The sequence below is a fragment of the Paenarthrobacter sp. RAF54_2 genome, assembly GCF_052113945.1.
In the GTDB taxonomy this organism is placed as follows: Bacteria; Actinomycetota; Actinomycetes; order Actinomycetales; family Micrococcaceae; genus Arthrobacter.
Window position 1 is genome coordinate 1 of sequence record NZ_JBFRDV010000043.1, and the last position, 20,932, is coordinate 20,932.

Sequence of the window (20,932 nt, forward strand, 5' to 3'; positions counted from 1 at the left end):
AGGGCTGGTACAACCGCCGCCGACCAAACCGCCGCGCCGGCGGCGTCCCACCAGCCACAGCCCACGCAAACCACCACACCAGCGCCCAGGAACCCCTGGCCGCCTAACCAACAACAACGAGAACTGTCTCAAAAACTTGACGAGCGCAATTGGGTTAAAAGGGTTGGTATGTGAGAGAAGGATTGGGGCGACATAATCCTTCAACGGACTAAATCCGGATTAATTTTGTCCATTGACCTGCATAAATACCGCGGAGAGCACTACGATGAGCAACGACTCATCACTGAGTTTGGTCTCATTGCATCATTCACGCCTAACCCCGGGGGAACTACCTTGAGCTACCAGCAACAGCCGCAACACACCCAGCCGTATGGCGCACAGGCCGGCGAACCGCCGCTGTGGGCTCCCTACTATGGCGCACCCATTGGCGCCGCCGTAAAGCGTTTCTTCAAGAAGTACACGGCCTTCACGGGCCGTGCCAGCCGCAGCGAATACTGGTGGGTGGCCCTCGCTTTGGGTGTCATCGGCCTCGTCCTGCAACTCCTTACCGGCATTCTTGGGGCAGCAGGTTCTACCACCTCAGCAAACGGAACGGCAGTTCCCGGCCCGGGCGCAGTTGTAGGACTTATCTTGATCTTTGCGTTCTACCTGGCGGTCCTCATTCCGTCCATTTCGTTGCTGGTTCGTCGTCTGCATGACGGCAACTTCAGCGGCTGGCTCGCCCTGCTCGGCCTCATTCCGTTCGTGGGTGGACTTGCCGTTCTGGTTCTCTCGCTCCTGCCGTCCAATCCGGCAGGCCAGCGCTTCGACCAGCCCAGCGGTTTCTAGCAATTCAGGCACTATGTAAAAGGGGCGGCACGTCAAGTGCCGCCCCTTTTCATTCCCCAAGGCAGAGGTCCCCAACGACGAGGAGTTCCCATGTCCACGAAAGCAACGCCGAAGAACATCAAACGCTGCGCTGTCATTGGCGGCGGGATCATCGGTGTGGCTGTGGCCCGGGAATTGGCGAACAAACTCGACGGCGTCCAAGTCACTGTTTACGAGAAGGAAGACCAGCTCGCCAAGCACCAAACCGGCCACAACTCCGGCGTAGTCCACGCAGGCCTGTATTACGAGCCCGGCGGGCTGAAAGCAACGTTGTGCCGCCGGGGAGTTGCCCTGCTTCAGGAATTCTGCGCCGCCAAAGATCTGCCGTACGAGGCCTGCGGGAAGTTGGTGATCGCCCAGACCCCCGAAGAATCGAAGCGACTGGAGAACATCTTCGCGCGGGCAACGGCCAATGGGGTGCCGGGCGCACGCATGCTGCGCGGCGACCAAATACACGAGGTGGAGCCGAACGCCGTCGGGCTTTCTGCTTTGCACTCCCCGGAAACGGCGATCGTGGACTACACGGCCATCACGAATGCGCTCGCCGACGACGTCCGTGCCACAGGCGGGCAGATCCGGCTTGGGCAGGAAGTCACCGCGCTGGAACAGCAGGGGAGTGGCGTCGTGGTCCACACGAAGGATGGAGGCGAACACTACGATCTTGTGGTGGCGTGCGCCGGGCTTCAATCGGACAGGCTGGCCAAAGCGACTGGAGAGCCTGCAACACCGCGCATCGTTCCCTTCTTTGGGCAGTACTTCCTCCTCGGGAAGGAAACCCGCGCAAAAGTCCGGGGCTTGATTTATCCAGTGCCGGACCCCAAGCATCCGTTCCTTGGCGTGCACTTGACCAAAAGGATCGACGGCGAAATGATGCTGGGCCCCAACGCATTCATCTCCTTCGGACGCGAGGCCTATTCCTGGAAGGACGTCGATGTGCGCGACGTCCTGAATTACACGCTGTTTCCAGGCTTCTGGAATTTTGCCCGCCAGAATATGCCGTCGGCGGTCCGCGAATTCCAGACTGTTGTCAGCAGGAAGAAGTTCATTAAGGAGGCCGTGCGCTTTGTTCCGTCGTTGGAGGGTGCCACTATTCTTCCCGGCACGCGGGGCGTCCGTGCACAGGCCATGAACGCTGACGGTTCCCTGGTGGATGATTTTGTGATTTCCCGACGCCGGGACACGGTTTTGGTGCGGAATGCACCGTCGCCGGGGGCTACGTCGTCGATGGCGATCGCGGAGTACATCGTGCAGCAGGCTCTGCAGGACTAAGCCCAGCAAGAGGTAAGTTAACAAGCCCGTGACGCTGCAGAAACCGGCCCCACATGCCGGCTGGATACCTTTGCCGCATGAATGCATCCTGGTTGGCTAAACAGAGCGCGAAGATTGGCTCCAAGATCGGCCAATGGATTGAGGCCGCCTACGTCCTGGATTGTGTGGAACCGGCAAACGAAGCCGCCGGCTCACCGGCTCACGGCCGGTCTGTCGATTGGACGTGGTTACCGGCCCTTAGCGGGGTTACAGTCGCCAGTGCGCAGGCCATTCAATCCCACTCGGGAATGACCCGCCGTAACCCCTAAAGGTTGGCTTGAAAGCTGCTGAATGTTGTTTTGGGCACACTTTTCGTTTAACGCGGATGCTATGCCCTAAACTGCTTCACTGAGGTGCCTGAAATGGCACTATGCAGCAACGAAAGCGAACCCAATGGCTACTGATTACGACGCACCCCGCAAGACAGAAGAAGAGACTCCCGCGGACTCGCTTGAGGCTCTTCAGGCGTCCCGCGGCACCGGTGCCCAGACTGCAGTCATCGACATCGACGAAAACGATACCGCGGAAGGCATCGACCTCCCGGGCGCCGATCTTTCCGGTGAAGAACTGACCGTTGTGGTGGTACCTGAACAGTCTGATGAATTCACGTGTTCTTCCTGCTTCCTGGTCCGCCACCGGTCCCAGGTTGCCCTGGAAAAGAACGGCCTTAAGTACTGCAAGGACTGCGAAGGCTAACTCAGGCACCGCAAAACGTTCGTGCCCCGTCAGGCCAGTGAATGGTCGGATGGGGCTTTTGCGTATCCGCAGCTCTTTGTAACGCCCAGGTGTCGTTATCTTCGATTACGAACCTGTGCATGAAGACCCTCAATACAGTCCCTGAACCGGCGTAAATGTCCCCTTCCATGACTCTCCTGTGACCACCCCGGAGTCGTTTTAACGGTTGTGCGCCGAAGCGGCCACAACCCATCCAAACCACCCAACGCACTCCTACTGTTGAAGTATCAACTTCGCCTGAAGGGGGCACAAAAAATGAGGAAATTTGGAGCGGGTTTGGCAGCAGTCCTTGCAGCTGCCGGACTCGGTCTGGTGGCACCGGGGCCAGCCTCGGCATCACCATATTGCGGGATCATGTGGGGCTCGCTGGCCAAGGCCGACCCCGACATGAGCGCCGCCAACGTCACCAGCGTCCGTACGGGCCAGCAGCCCTGTTACGACCGCTTGGTGATCGATATGACCGGCAAGGTGGCCGGCTATTCAGTGCAGTATGTCCCGGTTGTGGTTCAGGATGCCAGCGGCTATCCAATCCCCGTGCTCGGGGATGCTGACCTGCAAGTGGTAGTGACAGCGCCGTCGTACGACCAGAACGGCCAACTGACGTACGCTCCGGCTGCAAAGGCTGAGTTGTCCGACGTTTCCGGGTATGAGACGTTCCGTCAGGTGGTTTACGCGGGCAGCTTCGAAGGCTACACGAGCATCGGTTTGGGTGTCCGTGCCCGGCTTCCGTTCCGCGTCTTCACTTTGGACGGGCCCGACGGCGGTTCGCGCCTTGTGGTGGACGTCGCCCACCGTTGGTGAACTGAGGGAAATCCGCCAAAACCTACGAAAGCTGCCAGTTCGTCCGGACAATTCCGGCGAACTGGCAGCTTTCCAACGATTTCCCGGGAAGAGCTACTCCGGCACCACCAAGGCGGGGGTGTCCTTGCGGATGGTCTCTCCGCGGAAGAAGCCGGGGCGGACGCGGGCCATGATCAGCATGAACACGGCACCCAGGGCAAGGATTCCGATGCCGAGCACGAACACGAGCCCCACTCCGAAGATTTCCGAGCCACTTCCAAACTCCGGTGCCCAGCTGTCCACTGCGGTCTGCAGGAAGACAACGAACAGGCCGACCCCGCCCAGCAGGGGGCAGAAGAGACGAAGGAAGAAGTTCCGGGCGCTGGAGAACACGCTGTTCCGGAAGTACCAGACACACGCGATGGCCGTGAGCCCGTAGTAGAAGCAGATCATCAAGCCCAGTGCCAGGATGGTGTCGTTGAGGACGTTTTCACTGATCACGTGCATCACGGCGTAGAAGCCCGCGGACAGGACGCCGGCCGCGACGGTGGCGAAGCCCGGCGTCGAGAACTTCTTGCTCATGTGGGCGAAGCGCTCGGGCAGGGCGCCATAGTGTGCCATGGCCAGCAGGCTGCGCGATGGTGAAGTGAACGTGGACTGAAGTGATGCGGCCGAGCTCGAGAGGACTGCGAGGGACATGAGGATCGCGAACGGACCCATAACCGGTGAAGCGAGGGCCGTGAACACGTTGGCGCTGTTTTCCTCGTTGTTCAGGCCGACTCCCGTGTCCCCAACGCCTGCGAACATCATGGTGGCGATGGTGACCAGGAGGTAGATGCCCAGCACGATGACAGCGGTCAGGGTGCCTGCGAGGCCGGCGGTCTTCTTTCCGTTGGCGGTTTCCTCGTTCACTGTGAGGCAGACATCCCAGCCCCAGTAAACGAAGATCGACAGGGAGATGCCGGCCGCGATCTGGCCGAAGGTCTCGATCTTGGTGACATCGAACCAGTCCCAGCTGAACGGAATGGCGGTCTCGGAGGTGGACCAGTTGGCGAACGCCATGGCCACGAAGAGGCCAAGGACCAGCAGCTGGAAGCCCACCAGCCCGTACTGGACGATCTTGGTGGTGTGCAGGCCGCGGTAGCTCACCCACACGGCCAAGGCAACGAAGACGAAGCAGGTGGCAACGTTCAGTACCTTGTTCGAGGCGAGGTCGGCGAGCTCGGGGGAGCTGGTAACCTGTGCCAGGAAGAGGTAGAAGAAGTCCACTGCGACGCCTGCCAGGTTGGACAGGACGATGATGTTGGCTGCGAGCAGGCCCCAGCCACCCATCCAGCCCACCCACGGACCAAAAGCTTTCGTGACCCACGTGAAGGTGGTGCCGCTGTCCGGGGAGTCTGCGTTGAGTTCCCGGTATGCCAGTGACACAAGGATCATCGGAATGAACCCGATAAGGAAGATCACGGGCAGTTGCAGCCCGGCTTCGTTGACAGTCGGACCGAGCGCGCTGGTAAGCGTATACGCCGGGGCGATGGTTGAAATGCCAAGAACGACGACGGCGAGGAGCCCCAACTGCCCCGTCTTCAGTCCCTTGCCGCTGATCTCGTGCGACTTGTCGGCCGGGCTGCTGCCTGCGGCCGTGCTACGGATTGTCTGGCTCATGAAAGGCCCTTTCTAGATGGCCGTAGGCTGTTGCTGCGTAATGCAGTGGATACCGCCGCCCCGGGCAAAGAGTTCCCGCGCGTCAACACTGACTACGCGGCGTCCGGGGTAGGCGTCGGCGAGGATGCGGAGTGCTTTCTCGTCCATGGGGTCATTGAAACTGCATGCGATGACCCCTCCGTTGACCACGAGGTGGTTGATGTAGCTGTAGTCCACATACCCTTCGTCGTCGGTGAGGGTTTCCGGGGCGGGAACTTCGATGATGTTCCAGTCCCGGCCTGCTGCGTCATGGGTGGTGCGCAGGAAGTCGATGATTTCCCGGGAGACGGTGTAGTCCGGGTGTTCGGGGTTCTGCTGGGAGTGGACCAGCAGCGTGCCGGGGCTCGGGATCGCTGCCACAATGTCCACGTGGCCGCGGGTGCCGAATTTCTCGGAGTCACGGGTGAGGCCGCGGGGCAGCCAGATCACATGGGTGGCGCCGATGGTGCGGGCCAGTTCCCCTTCGATGTCCGCCTTGGTCAGGCCCGGGTTGCGGCCTTGGTCAAGCTGTACGGTCTCGGTCACCAGGACTGTGCCTTCGCCGTCAACCTGGATGCCGCCACCCTCGTTGACGATGCCTGACGGGATGTGGTGGGCATCGGCGCGAGCGCTGATCTCCGCTGCGATGAGCGAATCCTTGTCCCATGTGGCCCAATCCTGGCCACCCCAACCGTTGAAGATCCAGTCCACGGCACCCAGCTGCTTGTTGGCATCAAGCACGAAGGACGGCCCGATGTCGCGCATCCAGGCATCGTTGAGTTCAGCGGTCAGTACCTCGACGCGAGGATCCAGGTAACGCGCGGCGGTGTCGACGTCGTCCGGGTGTACCACCATGGTGACCGGCTCGAACTCAAGGATGGCGTTGGCAACGGCAGCCCACGTGGACCGCGCTGCGTGGGCCTCTTCCTCCGTGTCGCCCAAGGTGTAGCCACCAGTGGGGAAGGCCATCCAGACGCGATCCTGGGGAGCGGTCTCGGATGGCATGCGCCAGGCGCTCATGCGGACACGGCCTGATACGGCGTGGCCTCGGCTGTGGAGCCGAGTGGGGCGTTGGGGTTCACTGGCTCGGTGAGGCGGCCGTACGTTTCCGGGCGGCGGGTGGCCAGGAACGGGAAGAGCGTGAGCCAATCCTTGCGCTGGTCCAGGTCGAGATCGGCCACCAGGACGGCGGATTCGTCGCGGGGTGCCTGGACCAGGATGCGGCCGTAGGGATCGGAGATGAAGGACGAACCATAGAAGTTCAGTGTGCCCTCGCTGCCGTAGCGGTTGGGGGCAATCATGAACAGGCCGTTGGCGATGCCGTTGCCCACGATGACCTGCTGCCACAGCGGTTGGGTATCGAAGTCGGGGTGGTCAGGTTCGGAACCAATGGCAGTGGGGTAGACCAGGATTTCGGCACCGCCCAGGGAGTACATACGGGCGAGCTCGGGGAACCATTCATCCCAGCAGGTGGGCATGCCCAGGCGCGCGCCGCCGAGTTCTGCAGGAGCGTGGACCGCATAGGCATCTTCGGCGGCAGGGCCCTTGCGGAAGAACTTGTCCTCATAGTAGCCGGCCGTGACGGGGATGTGCAGCTTGTGGGTGCGGGCCACGAGCTCGCCAGCGGGGGAGACGAGGATGGCTGTGTTGAGACCCAAGCCGTCGTCCGTGCCGTCCGGGTTTTCAGCACGCTGGTAGAGCGATGCGTGCACCGAGACGCCGTATGTCCTGGCGGCCGCTGCGGCGAACGTGAACGTGGGGCCCGTGAGCAGGTCTTCGGTGATGTCTGAAGGGCGGATACCTGCGGCCGGGTTGTTCTCCGGCCGGGTGTCTGCAGGGTAGCGGGAGAGGGTCAGTTCAGGCAGGAAAACAACACTGGCTCCCAGCTTGGCTGAACGTTCGATTCCCTCGTTCAGTTCGGCATGCAGGACTGCTTCATCAGCGTGCCAGCGGTGCTGAACGACGCCGACCCGCAGCGGGGTGCGGGTGGACGGCTCGGTGCGGGCCAGGGAAGTCGGGGCTTCGAGGCGGGTAATTTCAATCATGGGGGCATGTACTCCGGTGAGACGACAGTCACTAAATGAATAGCGTTCATTTAGTATGGCGGTACTCACGGCTGGATGCAAGAGGCAAAAATGAATTCCCTTCATTTCCCGCGGATTCGCGGCGCCTAGCGCTTCGGCCGCGCCCTGACGTGCATGCGCTCACCCTGCTGCCCAAAGAGGGTAAGGAGCTCCACCGGCTCCTTAGTGGCGCTGGCAAACCAGTGCGGCGTCCGCGTATCGAACTCCGCCGCCTCACCGGCCTTGAGGATGAAGTCGTTCTCGCCCAGGACAAGCCGGAGTTTGCCGTTAAGGATGTACATCCAGTCGTAGCCCTCATGCGATTGGGGATCGGGAACTTCCTTCCCCGTGCCGCCCGGCAGCACCATCTTGAACGCCTGGATTCCCCCTGCTCGTCGCGTCAGCGGCACGGCTGTGCCCCACTCGTGCACGTGCGGCTTGAGGTGAATCCGCGGATCACCGGTTTCCGGGGCGTCGATGAGTTCTTCAAGGGGAATTTGATGAAAGCGGGCAATGGGCAGGAGTAGTTCGAGCGTGGGCTTCCGTTGCCCCGACTCCAACCTGGAGAGCGTGCTGACCGAAATGCCTGTGGCTGCTGCGGCCTCCGCCAGGGTCACATTGCGTTGGGTCCGCAGCGCTCGCAGGCGAGGGCCGACGGCGTCGAGCATTTTGCTGAAATCCTGGGTCATCGCTCAATTTTGCCATACTGGCAAAATTTGTTGCTGCTTTCGGAGTCTCCGGTTGAGCATTGAAGCAGACCGTTGTGAGGCCAGCTTTGCGCCCCAAACTTGGAAATAACGCGCAGAGCACGCCTCGCAACAAAACAGGAGGCAAAAATGGAACAACAGTACGACGTCGTCATTGTGGGAGGTGGCGCAGCTGGGTTAAGTGCCGCCGTCACGCTGGGTAGGGCGTTGCGGTCCGTGCTGGTCATCGACGCCGGGGATCCACGGAACGCCCCTGCCGCAGGAGTGCACGGCTTCCTTTCCCGGGACGGTCTCAGCCCGCAGGAACTCTTGGCTCTGGGCCGCGCTGAAGTTTTGCACTACGGCGGCCACATCGTTTCGGGCCTGGCTGTGGCGGCGCGTTCGACGCCGGATCCCACCAACGCTTCCGAACCCGCCTTTGAAGTGGACCTGGCAGACGGGCGGACTGTCGGGGCGCGTCGGATACTGGTGACCTCGGGCTTGACCGACATTCTTCCCGACGTGAAGGGTATCCGGGAGCGCTGGGGCAAGGATGTCCTGCACTGCCCGTACTGCCATGGTTGGGAAGTGCGGAACAAAGCAATCGGCATCCTGGGGTCCGTACCAATGGCTTTGCACCAGACCTTGTTGTTCCGGCAGTGGAGCCCCAACATCACGCTGTTCCTGAACGACGTCGTTGAACCCACTGAAGAGCAGTGGGTTCAACTGGCGGCCAGATCCATCGGCGTGGTCGAGGGCAAGGTTGAGTCATTGGAAGTTACGGACGATGCCCTGAGTGGCGTCGTCCTGCAATCCGGAACGGTGATACCAGTTGAGGCGGTGGTGGTTGGTCCGCGGATGGAGGCGCGATCCAGGCTGCTCGAATCCCTCGGAATTGTGCCCGTGGAACACCCCCAGGGAGTGGGACTTCATTTTGAAGCGGCTGCGCCAGGAGGAGCCACTTCAGTGCCCGGCGTTTGGGTCGCCGGCAACGTTACCGATCTCACCGGGCAGGTAGTGGCCGCTGCGGCAGCAGGAAACATGTCCGGTGCAGTCATCAACGCGGATCTCATGATGGCTGAAACCAGGCTGGCGGTAGCGGCAGCGGCCAGCCGCGCTGAAGGCCTTGTTTCACCGTGAGTTGCATTAATTAGCAGTCGACTTACGGTCCAGGTGCGAGGACGATTAAAGAACAGCCACTAAGGAGGTTGGGTATGTGCTACTCGTACTATGAGGGCTATGAGAGGCGTACGAAGAAGGACTCCGTGCGCACGCCCGAGATGCACAAGCCTGAGACAAGCAAGGATCAGGCACCTGAGGCCCCTGCTGAGAAGAGCCCGCAGACAGAAGGAACGTTGTGGACTTTCCTGGCTCGTCGTCGCAGGGAATTTGAGGTTTCAGAACCGAAGATCGACCGCATCCGCGAAAAGGTCTAGGCGTCGGTCTCGGCAAAGACCCCGTACAACGGACAATTCACCACCGCGCGCGGCGGTGAATTGTCCGTTAAACGGGGTTTCCTGCTGCCTGCTTCGGAGCGTCCAGGAATTCGAGGGCAGCAGTAACCAGTGCTTCCGTGCCTAGGGTCAGTGTTGGCTGGATGATCGGGGCAAAGTAGGGCGAATGGTTCGAGGGAACGTCCTCGGGGAGGCGGCCCGTCGTCGCCCAATCCTTGAAGTGGGTGGCCTCGATCCCGCCCAGGAACCAAAAGACGAGTGGTGCGCCGGCCGCCGTCGCGAGTTCCCCGACGTCTTCACTGCCTGAGACGGGGCCGGGGTCCATGATCCTCGCCGCGCCGAACCTATCGCGAAACGCTGAAGCGATCCTTCCCGCGGCCGATTCATCATTGACCGTCATGGGGAAGCGCTCCTCATAGTGGAAGTCGGGTTCCTTGAGGGAGCCTGAGGCAGCAGCTTCACTTCGAATGATGCGCTCGATCGAGTTCAGGACTTTCTCCCGCGTGGGCTCGCTGAAGGATCGGATGCTGAGGCCAAGGGTTGCGGTCTCGGGGATGATGTTGTTCTTTGTTCCCGAATGGATTTGCCCAACAGTAACTACCGCGGAATCGCTGGCGGCGAGTTCCCGGGACACCACTCCCTGCAGGCGCATGGTGGTTGCCGCTGCCATGAGCACTGGATCAATGGTGGTTTCAGGCCGGGAGCCGTGGCCGCCGCGCCCATGCAAGGTCACGTTGAGGGAATCGGCTGAGGCCATGGCGACGCCGGGACGGATGCCGAACCATCCGGCAGGAAAGGGCGCCACGTGTTGGCCCAGGACCACGTCGGGTTTTGGAACGAGGTCAAAGAGTCCATCGGTGACCATGGCTTGGGCTCCGCCGCCCCATTCTTCCGCCGGCTGGAACACGGCGATCAGCGTGCCCTGCCAGTCCTGCCGCCTTACGGCCAGCGTTTCCACTGCTCCGAGGAGGCAGCTGACGTGCACGTCGTGCCCGCAGGCATGCATGACCGGCACCTCACGGCCTTCATGATCGACGCCGACTGCCGTACTTGCGTAGTCCAGCCCCGTGGCCTCTTTGACCGGCAACGCGTCCATATCGGCGCGAAGCATCACTACAGAGCCGGGGCCATTGTCCAGGACTCCTACGACCCCCGTCTTCCCGACGTTGCGGTGAACCAGCAGCCCCAAGTCCTCGAGGTGTCCGCTGATAATCCCGGCTGTCCTGAGTTCTTGAAAGGAAAGCTCCGGGTTCGAGTGGAGGTCACGGTAGAGGGCTTCAAGGTCAATGCTCATGGGGAATTTTCCTTAACAGGTCGAACGCCGCAGGGTCTGGCCAGTGTATCGATGTCACCAGAGGGGCAAACTGGGTTGCATGGAATCTTCACAAGAGATCACTACCCAACGTTCAACTGTTGAGGATTGGACCAAGGCTCTGGCAGAGTCCAGCGGATCGCCCGGCGGAGGCGCAGGAACCGGCGTGATGCTGGCCATCGCAGCATCCCTAACGTCCATGGTTGCTGGTTATACGGAGGCGCCCGGGCAGCAGTTGGCCGATCTGCACGCGCGGGCCCGCTCTCTCCGCGAGACCGCCCTGAAGTTGGCTGACGACGACGCAACGGCGTCGAAGGCTTTCGGTGCGGCCTTTCGGCTTGATCCTGGCCCGGAAAGGGAGCAAGCAATCCACCGTGCATCCGTCGATGCTGCCAAGGCCTCCGCGGTCCTCGGAGACCACGCCATCGAAGCCATAGAAGACCTGGGATGGTTGGCTGCCAACGGGAATCCGGCGCTCATCGCTGACGTGGTGGTGGGGTTTGGGGCCCTCAGGGCCGCCATCGCAGGAGCCCGCACCAACGTGAGCTTTGATCTCGCGTCGCTCAGATCCGCAGGCGCCACGCTTGATGAGATCAAGGAAAAGCACCCTGAATTGTGGGCAACGGTGGGGCGGCTCAGCGAAGCCCTGGACCGGATTGACCAGTTGGTGGCCGCCGTAGATGGCAAGGCTGCACCTACGGACGGCCACTGATTGCCGCGGCGCCTATTGCGCTTTGGGAACCCGCCGGAGCACGACGGCGGCAAGGACTGCCGCGCCAGCCATCAGTACCAGCCCAATCGCCGCAGTGATGTGGACGCCGGACTCGAAGGCTACCCGGGCGGCGGCTGTCAGGGCATCCGATAGCGGAGCGGGTAGGGCCGCAGCAGCATCCACTGCGCCCGCCAGGGTTTCTCCCGATTTACCGGCTGCTTGCATGGACAGGCCCTCCGGGATGACGAGGTTGCGCTGGTAGGACGCAGTGAGGATAGAGCCCAGCACGGCTGTTCCCAGGAGCGAACCCAGCTCGTAGCCGGTTTCGGAGATCGCGGACGCCGCTCCGGATTTGTCGGCCGGCACCGAGCCGAGGATGAGGTCGTTGGAAATGGTTTCCGCTGCGCCTACGCCAGCGGCGAGGACAGTCAAAGCTGACAACAGGAACACAGGTCCGCTGCCGTGGTCACCCACGGCCACCACCAAATAGCCGGCCGCGCTGAGGGTGAGTCCGCCGGCCACCACGAATCCTGGCCGGACGCGCTTTACCAGCGGGACCACTACCAGGCCGGCGATGACCGTTGCCAGGAGCGCCGGAATCATTGCGATGCCCGCTTCCATGGGGGACTGGCCCTCAACAAGTTGTAGGTGCTGGGCGAAGAAGTAGATGAAGCCCGTCATGGAAAACAAGGACAGGACGTTGGCCACTATCGCTGTGCTGAACACCTTGTTCTTGAACAAAGAGACGTCCAGCATGGGGCTCTGGATCCGCCGCTGGCGACGCACAAACACAATGCCCATCACCAGGCCGAAGACCATGAAGGCCGCTGCCGACGCCCCGAATCCGTGAACAGCGAATTCCTTGATGCCGTACACGAACGGAGCCATGGTGATCACGGACAGCGCGATGCTGGGCACGTCCACCCTGCCAGGGTTGGCGTCCTTGGATTCGGGAATGAGGACCCTGCCGAAGGCGAGGAGGGGCAGGAGGAGGAAGGTCGCTACCAGGAAGACCGCACCCCACCAGAAGTGTTCCACCAGCCAGCCGCCAAAGATCGGGCCAAGGGCTGCGCCACCAGAGAATCCGGCAGCCCATACGGCGATCGCGAGCCGCCGACGGTTCGGATCAACAAAGATGTTCCGGATCAGGGACAGCGTTGAAGGCATCAACATCGCGCCGAATACGCCAAGTGCGGCGCGGCCGGCAATCAGCCATTCCGCGGAAGGCGCGAATGCTGTAGCAGCCGAAACCGCGGCGAAGCCCGTGCTGCCGATCAGCAGCAGCCGCCGTCGTCCGATCCTGTCGCCGAGGTTGCCCATGGAAACCAGCAGCGCCGCCAACACGAGAGGGTAGGCGTCAATGACCCATAGGAGCTGCACGCCACCCACATCCAAGGAGCGGGCAATTGCCGGCAGGGCGAACGTGAGCGCGGTGTTATCGACGGCCACCAGCAGCACCGGGAACATCAGGAGTGCCAGGGCCGTCCAATCGCGCCACGGTGCTGCCTGACCCGTCAAGGTACGAGTGGAGCGGGGCGCTTGGGTTGAGGACGGCGTGAACATAAAGGTTACTGTACCGTCTAGACGGTACAGTTTCAAATTCAGCACCGCCAACCCCGTAGGGAATGATGTAGTCATGCCACGCAAGCCAGTTGCCAGGGATGCAGTCCTTGATGCCTACGAAGCCCTCCTTATCGAAGTGGGGGAGCGGGCTGCCACGCTTGACGCAGTCGCCAAGCGGGCAGGGGTCTCCAAGGGCGGACTGCTTTACCACTTCCCCAACAAGGAATCGCTGATCAGCGCTCTGTTGGAGCGCTTGGATGAGTTGGCCCAGGCAGACATCGAAAAAATGAAGACGGCGCCAGATGGCAGCGCTGCCTACTTCATTCGGACCTCACTGTGGGCCGGAACTCCCATGGATCGGGCATTCGTTGCTGCCACGAGACTGGCCGAAGTTGCCCATGAGGAGACCCGCCACAGGTTTGCCGGAATCCAGCAGCAGTGGTTGGACGTCCTGGCCGAGGATGTTGGTCCGGAGGTTGCCAAGGCCGTCAGTTACATGGGCGACGGCCTGTATTTCAACGCCATGTTCGAGGGTGGCCGGGAAGGCGGCAAGGCCGGGCGGGAGGCCGACGTCGAGATCCTGCTGGGAGTCCTGGACCGGCTCCGCAAGTAGCGGGTCATCCATTTGCGGCGACGCTCCCAACGTAGGACAATTGAGCCTTGTGGTGCGCCTTTACTGGGGCACGCAAACAATTGAATATGCCTTTGATCTGCGGCGGGAGAGTCCTGCAAGCAAGTGATGCGGGCGCCGTAGGAGCAAACCCTCCCCAGGAATCTCTCAGGCCCACGCACCGCCGCGGCGAGGCAACTCTGGAAAGTAGCAGGCCTTTTGCCGCGTCCTTTGGCGCGGAAAAGATGCTGTGCTCACCGACGGTGCAAGCGATGGTTGTGCAAGCAACACGCGGAAACTCTCAGGTCCAATACAGAGCGGGGAGGAACCCAGCCACTGTGGCGTACCCAAACGCCGCCCAAGTAATGGAGTTCCTTCGTGACGGTTAGTTCAGCCTCCACCACCTTCGTCGATCGGCACATTGGCGCCCGCCGCCAGGCCGACATTGACACCATGCTCAAGACGGTCGGCTACGACACCGTTGATTCGCTGGTTGATACGGCCGTTCCCAACGACATCCGCCAGGACGTTGCCCTCACGCTCGAAAATGCGCTCAGCGAAGTCGAGGTGCTGGCTGAGCTGCGCAAGCTTGCGTCCAAGAACAAAACTGCCGTCCAGATGATCGGCCAGGGCTACTACGACACCGTCACGCCGCCGGTTATCCGCAGGAACATCCTCGAATCCCCGGCCTGGTACACCGCCTACACGCCGTACCAGCCGGAAATCTCGCAGGGCCGCCTGGAAGCTCTGTTGAACTTCCAGACCATGGTCCAGGACCTCGTGGGCCTGCCGATCGCCAACGCCTCCCTGCTGGACGAAGCAACAGCTGTGGCAGAGGCCGTGCTCATGATGCGCCGCGCCAACAAGAACAAGGCAGCCCATGACGGGAAGACCGTCCTCGACGCCGACTGCCTCCCGCAGACCATCGCTATCGTGAAGGGTCGCGCTGAGGCGCTCGGTTTCGAAGTTGAGGTCGCCGACCTTTCGCTCGGCCTCCCGGAGGGCGTCATCAACGGCGTCGTCCTGCAGCAGCCCGGCGTTTCCGGCCGCGTGTTTGATCACTCCGCGGTCATCGCTGACGCCAAGGAACGCGGTGCACTGGTCACGGTCGCAGCAGACCTTCTCTCGCTGACGCTCATCACGCCTCCGGGCGAGCAGGGTGCGGACATCGCCGTCGGTTCCGCCCAGCGCCTCGGCGTTCCGCTGTTCTTCGGTGGCCCGCACGCCGCGTACATGGCCGTCCAGAAGGGTCTCGAGCGTTCCATGCCGGGCCGTCTGGTGGGCGTTTCCAAGGACGACGCCGGTGTCCCCGCCTACCGCTTGGCGCTGCAGACCCGCGAGCAGCACATCCGCCGCGAGAAGGCCACGTCCAACATCTGTACCGCGCAGGCGTTGCTGGCCATCGTCGCCTCCATGTACGCCGTCTACCACGGCCCCGAAGGCCTGAAGGCAATCGCCGAAACCGCCCACGGTCACGCCCGCACCCTTGCAGCGTCACTGAAGGCCGCCGGCGTCGAGGTCGTTCACGCGTCCTTCTTTGACACCATCACAGTCCGCGTTCCYGGCAAGGCGGACGAGGTTGTAGCTGCTGCCGAGGCCAAGGGCATCAACCTGCGCGGCATTGACGCTGATCTGGTGGGCATTTCTGTTGACGAGACCACTACATCAGAGATTGTTCGCGCCGTCCTGGATGTCTTCGGCGCTAAGGTGCTTGAATCCGCTGAGGGCTTTGCGCTGGAATCTTCCGTGGAGCGCTCGAGCGACTTCATGCAGCACCCGGTGTTCAACACGCACCGCTCCGAAACCCAGCTCCTGCGCTACATCCGTAAGCTCTCGGACCGTGACCTGGCATTGGATCGCACCATGATTCCGTTGGGTTCCTGCACCATGAAGCTGAACGCCACGGCTGAGATGGAGGCAATCTCCTGGCCGGAGTTCGCTTCGATCCACCCGTTCGCTCCGGATTCCCAAACCCAGGGTTGGCGTGAACTGATCACCGATCTTGAGTCCCAGCTGACTGAGATCACCGGCTACGATCAGGTCTCCATCCAGCCGAACGCCGGTTCGCAGGGTGAGCTCGCCGGGCTTCTGGCTATCCGTGGTTACCACCTGTCACGCGGCGACGAACAGCGCAACGTGTGCCTGATTCCTGCTTCTGCGCACGGCACCAATGCTGCTTCCGCAGTTCTGGCCGGTATGAAGGTTGTGGTGGTGGCCACCGCTCCCGATGGCACCATCGATCACGTTGACCTCAAGGCCAAGATCGAAGCCCACAGGGACGCCCTCTCGGCCATCATGATCACCTACCCGTCCACGCACGGTGTGTACGACGCCGACGTCCGGGAAGTCTGCGACGCTATCCACGAAGCCGGCGGCCAGGTCTACATCGATGGCGCCAACCTCAACGCGCTCGTTGGGCTCGCGCAGCCCGGCAAGTTCGGCGGCGACGTCTCCCACCTGAACCTGCACAAGACGTTCTGCATCCCTCACGGTGGTGGCGGACCCGGTGTCGGCCCGGTTGCGGCAAAGGCACACCTGGCACCGTTCATGCCAGGTGACGCTGCATCGTGGACCGAAGGCAACGACGTCCCGATCTCGGCGTCCCGCTTCGGTTCGGCCGGCGTGCTCCCGATTTCCTGGGCTTACGTGAAGCTCATGGGTGGCCAGGGGCTCACTGAAGCCACCAAGTCCGCGCTGCTGGCTGCGAACTACATCGCTTCCCGACTCAACGAGCACTTCCCCGTGCTCTACACCGGCGAGGGCGGGCTCGTAGCCCACGAATGCATCCTGGACCTCCGTGAACTGACTGCCCGCACGGGTGTAACAGCTGAAGATGTTGCCAAGCGCCTCATCGACTTCGGCTTCCACGCTCCCACCCTGGCGTTCCCTGTTGCCGGAACCCTCATGGTGGAGCCCACAGAGTCTGAGGACCTCGTGGAGATCGACCGCTTCATCGAGGCCATGATCACCATCCGCGCCGAAATCGAGCAAGTCGCCACCGGCGATTTCACTGTTGAGAGCTCGCCGCTGCGCAAGGCACCCCACACGGCTGCCGCCGTCGTAAGTTCTGACTGGGACCGCGCATACCCGCGTGAGCAGGCCGCGTTCCCCGTCCACCACCTCAAGCAGGACAAGTACTTCCCGCCCGTTGGCCGCATCGACGGTGCAGCAGGAGACCGCAATCTGGTCTGCTCCTGCCCGCCGATCGAAGCCTTTGAAAACTAAAGGACGCCCTGCAAATGACTGAGAACTACACCGCTCTCTACGAAGAGCACAAGAAACTGGGCGCGTCCTTCACCGACTTCGGCGGCTGGCAGATGCCACTTAAGTACTCGTCCGAGTTGGCCGAGCACCACGCAGTCCGCAAGTCCGCTGGCTTGTTCGACCTCTCGCACATGGGCGAAGTCTGGGTCACCGGACCGGACGCGGCGGCGTTCCTGGACTATGCGCTGGTAGGCAAAATTTCCGCCATGGCCGAGGGCAAAGCCAAGTACTCGCTGATCTGCCAGGAAGACGGCGGCATCATCGACGACCTCATCACGTACCGTCGCCCCTCTCCCGAAGAAGGCCAGGACAAGTTCCTCGTGGTCCCCAACGCGGGCAACGCTGCGGTTGTGGCGGCGGCACTGCTGGAGCGCGCGGCTGGTTTTGACGTGGTTGTGGAGGACGCCTCTTCCGAGACGTCGCTCATCGCCGTCCAGGGTCCGCGCGCGGAAGCCATTCTCCTCCGCCTTGTGCCCGCAGAGCAGCACGCCCTGGTCACCGAACTGAAGTACTACGCCGCAGTTGAGGTGCCGTTCACGTTCGACGGCGGCACTCAGGACCTGTTGCTCGCCCGCACCGGCTACACCGGTGAAGACGGCTTCGAGATCTTTGTGTCCAACGACTCCGCTGCTAACCTCTGGCAGGCCATCACCGACGCCGCTGAAGAAGGCGAGCTCGTCCCCGCAGGCCTGGCTTCCCGCGACTCCCTGCGCCTGGAAGCCGGCATGCCGCTCTATGGCAACGAGCTGTCCCGCGAAGGCAACCCCTTCGCGGCAGGGCTCGGTCCCGTCGTCGCAATTTCCAAGGAAGGCGACTTCGTCGGCAAGGACGCACTCGCTGCCCTCAAAGCAGCCGGAGCCGGCTCCACCAGTGGACGTAAGCTCGTGGGTCTCAAGGGCCTGGGACGTCGCGCTGGTCGAGGCCACTACCCGGTCCTCAAAGACGGCGCAGTGGTAGGCGAAGTCACCTCCGGCCAGCCCAGCCCGACGCTTGGTTACCCGGTAGCGCTGGCCTACGTCGACGTCGAGCATGCCGAAATTGGAACTGCGTTGGACATCGACCTGCGGGGTAAGAGCGAGCCGTTCGAAGTGGTCGCATTGCCGTTCTACAAGCGCCAGAAGTAAGCGGGGGTTGTCCCGACGGGTCGCCTTTTGGCCCGTCGGGGCCGGCGACCTCTGCATGCTCCCCACCGTCCCCCTCGCCTCGCAAGCTCGGCCAGGGAACCCGGACGGCGTGGCCCCCGTCGAATAGGGCGCCCGCTGAGCGGACGCGATGCTCTCTTAGACGCATGCTGCCGGTCACCGGACCCGAAGGGGCTGCGCACATCACCAGGACGCGCGGCCACTCTGGCGCCCCTCGAACCGCTGAATGCTGGGGGAGTGGCAACCTGCCGAAGGTGATTCGGTTGGATCACCTTGCCCGCAGGACATGGCTCCGTTCGACTTGGCGCCACGGCGCAAGGCTGGCTCCGCGCGATGGTTCGGATCCAAGTATGTTTTGGGTTCTCGCCAGGGAGGGCGGGCCGACGGCGGGGGAGCGGGTTCCGGGAGCGGGCGTCCAAGGGAGCGGCACGTCCGCCCAGCGGGCGTCCTCGCGACCGAGCCCGCGGAGGAACCCGGTTCCACGCCCCCAACCCAGCCAAGACTGCCGCACACACAGCCATAGTTTTTGATCAACCAAAGAATAGGAAACAGAATGCCCAAAGTAGCGCCCGAACTTCAGTACTCCGACGAGCACGAGTGGGTTTCCCGCGGGGAGGGGAACCTGGTGTCCGTCGGGATTTCCGAGGTTGCCACCGACGCGCTGGGCGACATCGTGTACGTTGACCTGCCCGAGGTTGGCTCCGCCGTTACCGCCGGCGAGACCTGCGGCGAGGTTGAGTCCACGAAGAGCGTGTCGGACCTGTACTCGCCGGTCACTGGTGAGGTCACCGAGATCAACGACGCCGTCGTGGGCGATCCGGCCCTGATCAACAACGACCCCTATGGTGCTGGCTGGTTGTTCAAGGTCGCCGCTGAGTCCGAGGGCCCGCTGCTCTCGGCCGAGGAGTACGCCTCCAAGAATGGCGGAGATCTGGCGTAACTGCTCTGGCCCAAGGGTCCTTGGCCGGGTGGGCCCGTTGGGGCCGACGTCCTCTGCGTGCTCGGTCGCGTAGACGCCCGCTGGGCGGACGTGACGCTCCCTTGGACGCACGCTGCCGGACGCCGGTCCCGAAGGGGCCAGCGTTCAGGTGCCACCGTTTCGTGGGGTTGGGATGCTCGCTTAGACGCCCGCTGCCGGACGCCGGTTCCATAGGGGCCGGTTTCTGGGCGGGTGGTGAGGGGTTGCCTTGCCCGTTTCGGGGGTACGCTGCCGGAGATGCCGTGCGCACGGCATGTTTGGCAGCGGAGCCCCGAAATGGCCGCTGGAGCCCGCGGAGGGCGTCGACCCCATGGGCCCACACAGCGCCCACTGTGGCGTAGCGTGGGATTGTATGAACTAAATAATTCGCGACGCCGGGTTGCCGCCACAAGGGGCCGCCCGGCGTCGTTGTTCGGTCGCTTTCCGCCACAAGCGGGGGAGACCATCCGCCAGGACCATCTGGCGGACCGTTTTCAAGATTTGTTAAGGAATCCCGACCATGGCTGTTGGTGTTTTCGATTTGTTCACTGTGGGTATTGGCCCGTCGAGTTCGCATACTGTGGGGCCGATGCGGGCTGCCGCAGTGTTTGCCGGTGAGCTGAAGGACGCTGGTGTCCTGGGCTCCGTGGCGTCGTTGCGCGTTGATCTGTATGGCTCCTTGGCTGCGACTGGCCGCGGGCACGGGACCATGACTGCGACGCTGCTGGGCCTCGAGGGTTACCACCCGGAGTTGATCCTGCCCGAGGAAGTGGAGGAGCGGCTCGCGTCGATCGCTGAGACGGGTGTGCTGAATCTGGCCGGTGCCTCCGGCGAAGGCGTAGAGCTGCCGTATGCGGTGGAGGATATGGTCCTGCATCCGTTGACGGTGTTGCCGCGGCATACGAATGGGATGAAGTTTGCCGTCTCTGATGCCGCGGGGAATGTTCTGCGGGAGGCGACGTTCTTTTCGGTTGGTGGCGGGTTCATCGTACGGGAGGGTGAGGAGGACGCTGCGCGGGCGGAGTTGGAGGAGACGAAGGCGGAGTTGCCGTTGCCGTTCCGGACGGCTGCCGAGTTGCTGGGCCGGTGCTCCTCGAAGGGCCTGGGGATCAGCGACATCATGTTCATCAACGAGCGTGCGTCACGGAGTGAGGAGGAGATCCGGGAGGGTCTGTTGCATATCTGGTCCGTGATGGAGGCGTGTGTTGAGACGTCGTTGAAGCGTGAGGGTGTGTTGCCCGGGGGGTTGAAGGTCCGYCGTCGTGCTCCTGACTGGTTGGAGCGGTTGTTGAAGGAAGACAAGGACCGCAACGATCCGAAGTATTGGCAGGAGTGGGTGAACCTGATCGCCCTGGCCGTTAATGAGGAGAATGCGACGGGCGGGCGGGTGGTCACGGCGCCGACGAACGGCGCGGCGGGGATCATTCCGGCGGTGTTGTATTACGCGTTGAACTATGCCCCGGGCATGGATCAGGCCAGCCAAAAGGACAGGGACGATGTGGTGGTGAAGTTCCTGCTCGCCGCGGGCGCGGTGGGTGTGTTGTACAAGGAGCAGGCGTCCATTTCGGGGGCCGAGGTGGGCTGCCAGGGTGAGGTGGGCTCGGCGTCGTCGATGGCTGCTGCCGGGTTGGCTGAGGTGATGGGTGGTACGCCGGGTCAGGTGGAGAACGCGGCGGAGATCGCGATGGAACACAACCTGGGGCTCACGTGTGATCCGATCGGAGGGTTGGTGCAGATTCCGTGTATTGAGCGGAACGCGATCGCTGCGGCGAAGGCGATCAACGCCGCGAAGATGGCG

At 62.6% G+C, this 20,932-nt stretch carries 18 protein-coding genes and 2 riboswitches; of the genes, 12 read left to right on the forward strand and 6 right to left on the reverse strand.

What is annotated here, in order from left to right:
• Nucleotides 1-333 precede the first annotated feature (333 nt).
• The 4 genes from AB4Y87_RS25140 (at nt 334) to AB4Y87_RS25155 (ending at nt 3,711) form a co-directional block, all read left to right on the forward strand.
• Entirely contained in the window at nt 334-828 is a 495-nt protein-coding gene (locus tag AB4Y87_RS25140) for a DUF805 domain-containing protein (protein WP_442006965.1), read from the forward strand.
• A 90-nt stretch (nt 829-918) separates the two neighbouring features.
• On the forward strand, nt 919-2,136 hold the full coding sequence (gene lhgO / locus AB4Y87_RS25145) for an L-2-hydroxyglutarate oxidase (RefSeq protein WP_442006950.1): 1,218 nt from the start codon (nt 919-921) through the stop codon (nt 2,134-2,136).
• Nucleotides 2,137-2,568: 432 nt separating this feature from the next.
• Entirely contained in the window at nt 2,569-2,871 is a 303-nt protein-coding gene (locus tag AB4Y87_RS25150; protein WP_216926976.1) for a DUF4193 domain-containing protein, read from the forward strand.
• A gap of 294 nt (nt 2,872-3,165) precedes the next feature.
• Complete coding sequence (locus tag AB4Y87_RS25155; RefSeq protein WP_442006951.1) at nt 3,166-3,711, forward strand: AMIN-like domain-containing (lipo)protein; 546 nt, start codon at nt 3,166-3,168, stop codon at nt 3,709-3,711.
• Nucleotides 3,712-3,804: 93 nt separating this feature from the next.
• Here the strand turns inward: AB4Y87_RS25155 and AB4Y87_RS25160 are convergent, their stop codons facing one another.
• From AB4Y87_RS25160 to AB4Y87_RS25175, 4 genes are all read right to left on the reverse strand, one after another.
• Nucleotides 3,805-5,352, reverse strand: a complete 1,548-nt coding sequence (locus AB4Y87_RS25160) for an APC family permease (protein ID WP_442006952.1) — start codon at nt 5,350-5,352, stop codon at nt 3,805-3,807.
• A gap of 12 nt (nt 5,353-5,364) precedes the next feature.
• A complete protein-coding gene (locus AB4Y87_RS25165; protein WP_442006953.1) occupies nt 5,365-6,390 on the reverse strand; it encodes an agmatine deiminase family protein in 1,026 nt (341 codons plus the stop codon).
• Nucleotides 6,387-7,415: a nitrilase-related carbon-nitrogen hydrolase gene (locus tag AB4Y87_RS25170; protein ID WP_442006954.1), complete on the reverse strand. Its 1,029-nt coding sequence runs from the start codon at nt 7,413-7,415 to the stop codon at nt 6,387-6,389. Before AB4Y87_RS25170 ends, AB4Y87_RS25165 begins: the two co-directional genes overlap by 4 nt.
• A 125-nt stretch (nt 7,416-7,540) precedes the next feature.
• On the reverse strand, nt 7,541-8,122 hold the full coding sequence (locus AB4Y87_RS25175; protein ID WP_442006955.1) for a helix-turn-helix domain-containing protein: 582 nt from the start codon (nt 8,120-8,122) through the stop codon (nt 7,541-7,543).
• 147 nt (nt 8,123-8,269) lie between these two features.
• On the opposite strand from AB4Y87_RS25175, the gene AB4Y87_RS25180 reads away from it, so the two are divergent.
• Together AB4Y87_RS25180 and AB4Y87_RS25185 are read left to right on the forward strand one after the other, a co-directional pair.
• Complete coding sequence (locus tag AB4Y87_RS25180; protein WP_442006956.1) at nt 8,270-9,259, forward strand: NAD(P)/FAD-dependent oxidoreductase; 990 nt, start codon at nt 8,270-8,272, stop codon at nt 9,257-9,259.
• Between the two features lie 74 nt (nt 9,260-9,333).
• On the forward strand, nt 9,334-9,555 hold the full coding sequence (locus AB4Y87_RS25185; RefSeq protein ID WP_442006957.1) for a hypothetical protein: 222 nt from the start codon (nt 9,334-9,336) through the stop codon (nt 9,553-9,555).
• 67 nt (nt 9,556-9,622) lie between these two features.
• Here AB4Y87_RS25185 and AB4Y87_RS25190 read toward each other — a convergent pair whose 3' ends face one another.
• Nucleotides 9,623-10,867, reverse strand: a complete 1,245-nt coding sequence (locus AB4Y87_RS25190; RefSeq protein WP_442006958.1) for an amidohydrolase — start codon at nt 10,865-10,867, stop codon at nt 9,623-9,625.
• A 79-nt stretch (nt 10,868-10,946) separates the two neighbouring features.
• Here AB4Y87_RS25190 and AB4Y87_RS25195 point away from each other — a divergent pair, with 79 nt between their 5' ends.
• Nucleotides 10,947-11,597 carry a cyclodeaminase/cyclohydrolase family protein gene (locus tag AB4Y87_RS25195; RefSeq protein WP_442006959.1) on the forward strand — a complete coding sequence of 217 codons (651 nt, stop codon included), beginning with the start codon at nt 10,947-10,949 and terminating at the stop codon, nt 11,595-11,597.
• A 12-nt stretch (nt 11,598-11,609) separates the two neighbouring features.
• Here the strand turns inward: AB4Y87_RS25195 and AB4Y87_RS25200 are convergent, their stop codons facing one another.
• Nucleotides 11,610-13,160: an MFS transporter gene (locus AB4Y87_RS25200; protein ID WP_442006960.1), complete on the reverse strand. Its 1,551-nt coding sequence runs from the start codon at nt 13,158-13,160 to the stop codon at nt 11,610-11,612.
• A gap of 73 nt (nt 13,161-13,233) precedes the next feature.
• On the opposite strand from AB4Y87_RS25200, the gene AB4Y87_RS25205 reads away from it, so the two are divergent.
• The 5 genes from AB4Y87_RS25205 to AB4Y87_RS25225 form a co-directional block, all read left to right on the forward strand.
• Nucleotides 13,234-13,773 carry a TetR/AcrR family transcriptional regulator gene (locus AB4Y87_RS25205; RefSeq protein ID WP_442006961.1) on the forward strand — a complete coding sequence of 180 codons (540 nt, stop codon included), beginning with the start codon at nt 13,234-13,236 and terminating at the stop codon, nt 13,771-13,773.
• 93 nt (nt 13,774-13,866) lie between these two features.
• Nucleotides 13,867-13,964: riboswitch (glycine riboswitch) on the forward strand.
• Nucleotides 13,965-14,096: riboswitch (glycine riboswitch) on the forward strand.
• 52 nt (nt 14,097-14,148) lie between these two features.
• A complete protein-coding gene (gene gcvP / locus AB4Y87_RS25210) occupies nt 14,149-16,995 on the forward strand; it encodes an aminomethyl-transferring glycine dehydrogenase (protein ID WP_442006962.1) in 2,847 nt (948 codons plus the stop codon).
• Nucleotides 16,996-17,009: 14 nt separating this feature from the next.
• Complete coding sequence (gene gcvT, locus AB4Y87_RS25215) at nt 17,010-18,158, forward strand: glycine cleavage system aminomethyltransferase GcvT (protein ID WP_442006963.1); 1,149 nt, start codon at nt 17,010-17,012, stop codon at nt 18,156-18,158.
• Between the two features lie 571 nt (nt 18,159-18,729).
• Nucleotides 18,730-19,116, forward strand: a complete 387-nt coding sequence (gene gcvH / locus AB4Y87_RS25220) for a glycine cleavage system protein GcvH (protein ID WP_431118535.1) — start codon at nt 18,730-18,732, stop codon at nt 19,114-19,116.
• Between the two features lie 538 nt (nt 19,117-19,654).
• A partial coding sequence (locus tag AB4Y87_RS25225) for an L-serine ammonia-lyase (RefSeq protein ID WP_442006964.1) occupies nt 19,655-20,932 on the forward strand: 1,278 nt, incomplete at its 3' end.

Coding starts and splice junctions, on each gene's coding strand:
- lhgO (WP_442006950.1), top strand. CDS start 919: ATGTCCACGAAAGCAACGCCGAAGAACATCAAACGCTGCGCTGTCATT.
- AB4Y87_RS25150 (WP_216926976.1), top strand. CDS start 2,569: ATGGCTACTGATTACGACGCACCCCGCAAGACAGAAGAAGAGACTCCC.
- AB4Y87_RS25155 (WP_442006951.1), top strand. CDS start 3,166: ATGAGGAAATTTGGAGCGGGTTTGGCAGCAGTCCTTGCAGCTGCCGGA.
- AB4Y87_RS25160 (WP_442006952.1), bottom strand. CDS start 5,352: ATGAGCCAGACAATCCGTAGCACGGCCGCAGGCAGCAGCCCGGCCGAC.
- AB4Y87_RS25165 (WP_442006953.1), bottom strand. CDS start 6,390: ATGAGCGCCTGGCGCATGCCATCCGAGACCGCTCCCCAGGATCGCGTC.
- AB4Y87_RS25170 (WP_442006954.1), bottom strand. CDS start 7,415: ATGATTGAAATTACCCGCCTCGAAGCCCCGACTTCCCTGGCCCGCACC.
- AB4Y87_RS25175 (WP_442006955.1), bottom strand. CDS start 8,122: ATGACCCAGGATTTCAGCAAAATGCTCGACGCCGTCGGCCCTCGCCTG.
- AB4Y87_RS25180 (WP_442006956.1), top strand. CDS start 8,270: ATGGAACAACAGTACGACGTCGTCATTGTGGGAGGTGGCGCAGCTGGG.
- AB4Y87_RS25185 (WP_442006957.1), top strand. CDS start 9,334: ATGTGCTACTCGTACTATGAGGGCTATGAGAGGCGTACGAAGAAGGAC.
- AB4Y87_RS25190 (WP_442006958.1), bottom strand. CDS start 10,867: ATGAGCATTGACCTTGAAGCCCTCTACCGTGACCTCCACTCGAACCCG.
- AB4Y87_RS25195 (WP_442006959.1), top strand. CDS start 10,947: ATGGAATCTTCACAAGAGATCACTACCCAACGTTCAACTGTTGAGGAT.
- AB4Y87_RS25200 (WP_442006960.1), bottom strand. CDS start 13,160: ATGTTCACGCCGTCCTCAACCCAAGCGCCCCGCTCCACTCGTACCTTG.
- AB4Y87_RS25205 (WP_442006961.1), top strand. CDS start 13,234: ATGCCACGCAAGCCAGTTGCCAGGGATGCAGTCCTTGATGCCTACGAA.
- gcvT (WP_442006963.1), top strand. CDS start 17,010: ATGACTGAGAACTACACCGCTCTCTACGAAGAGCACAAGAAACTGGGC.
- gcvH (WP_431118535.1), top strand. CDS start 18,730: ATGCCCAAAGTAGCGCCCGAACTTCAGTACTCCGACGAGCACGAGTGG.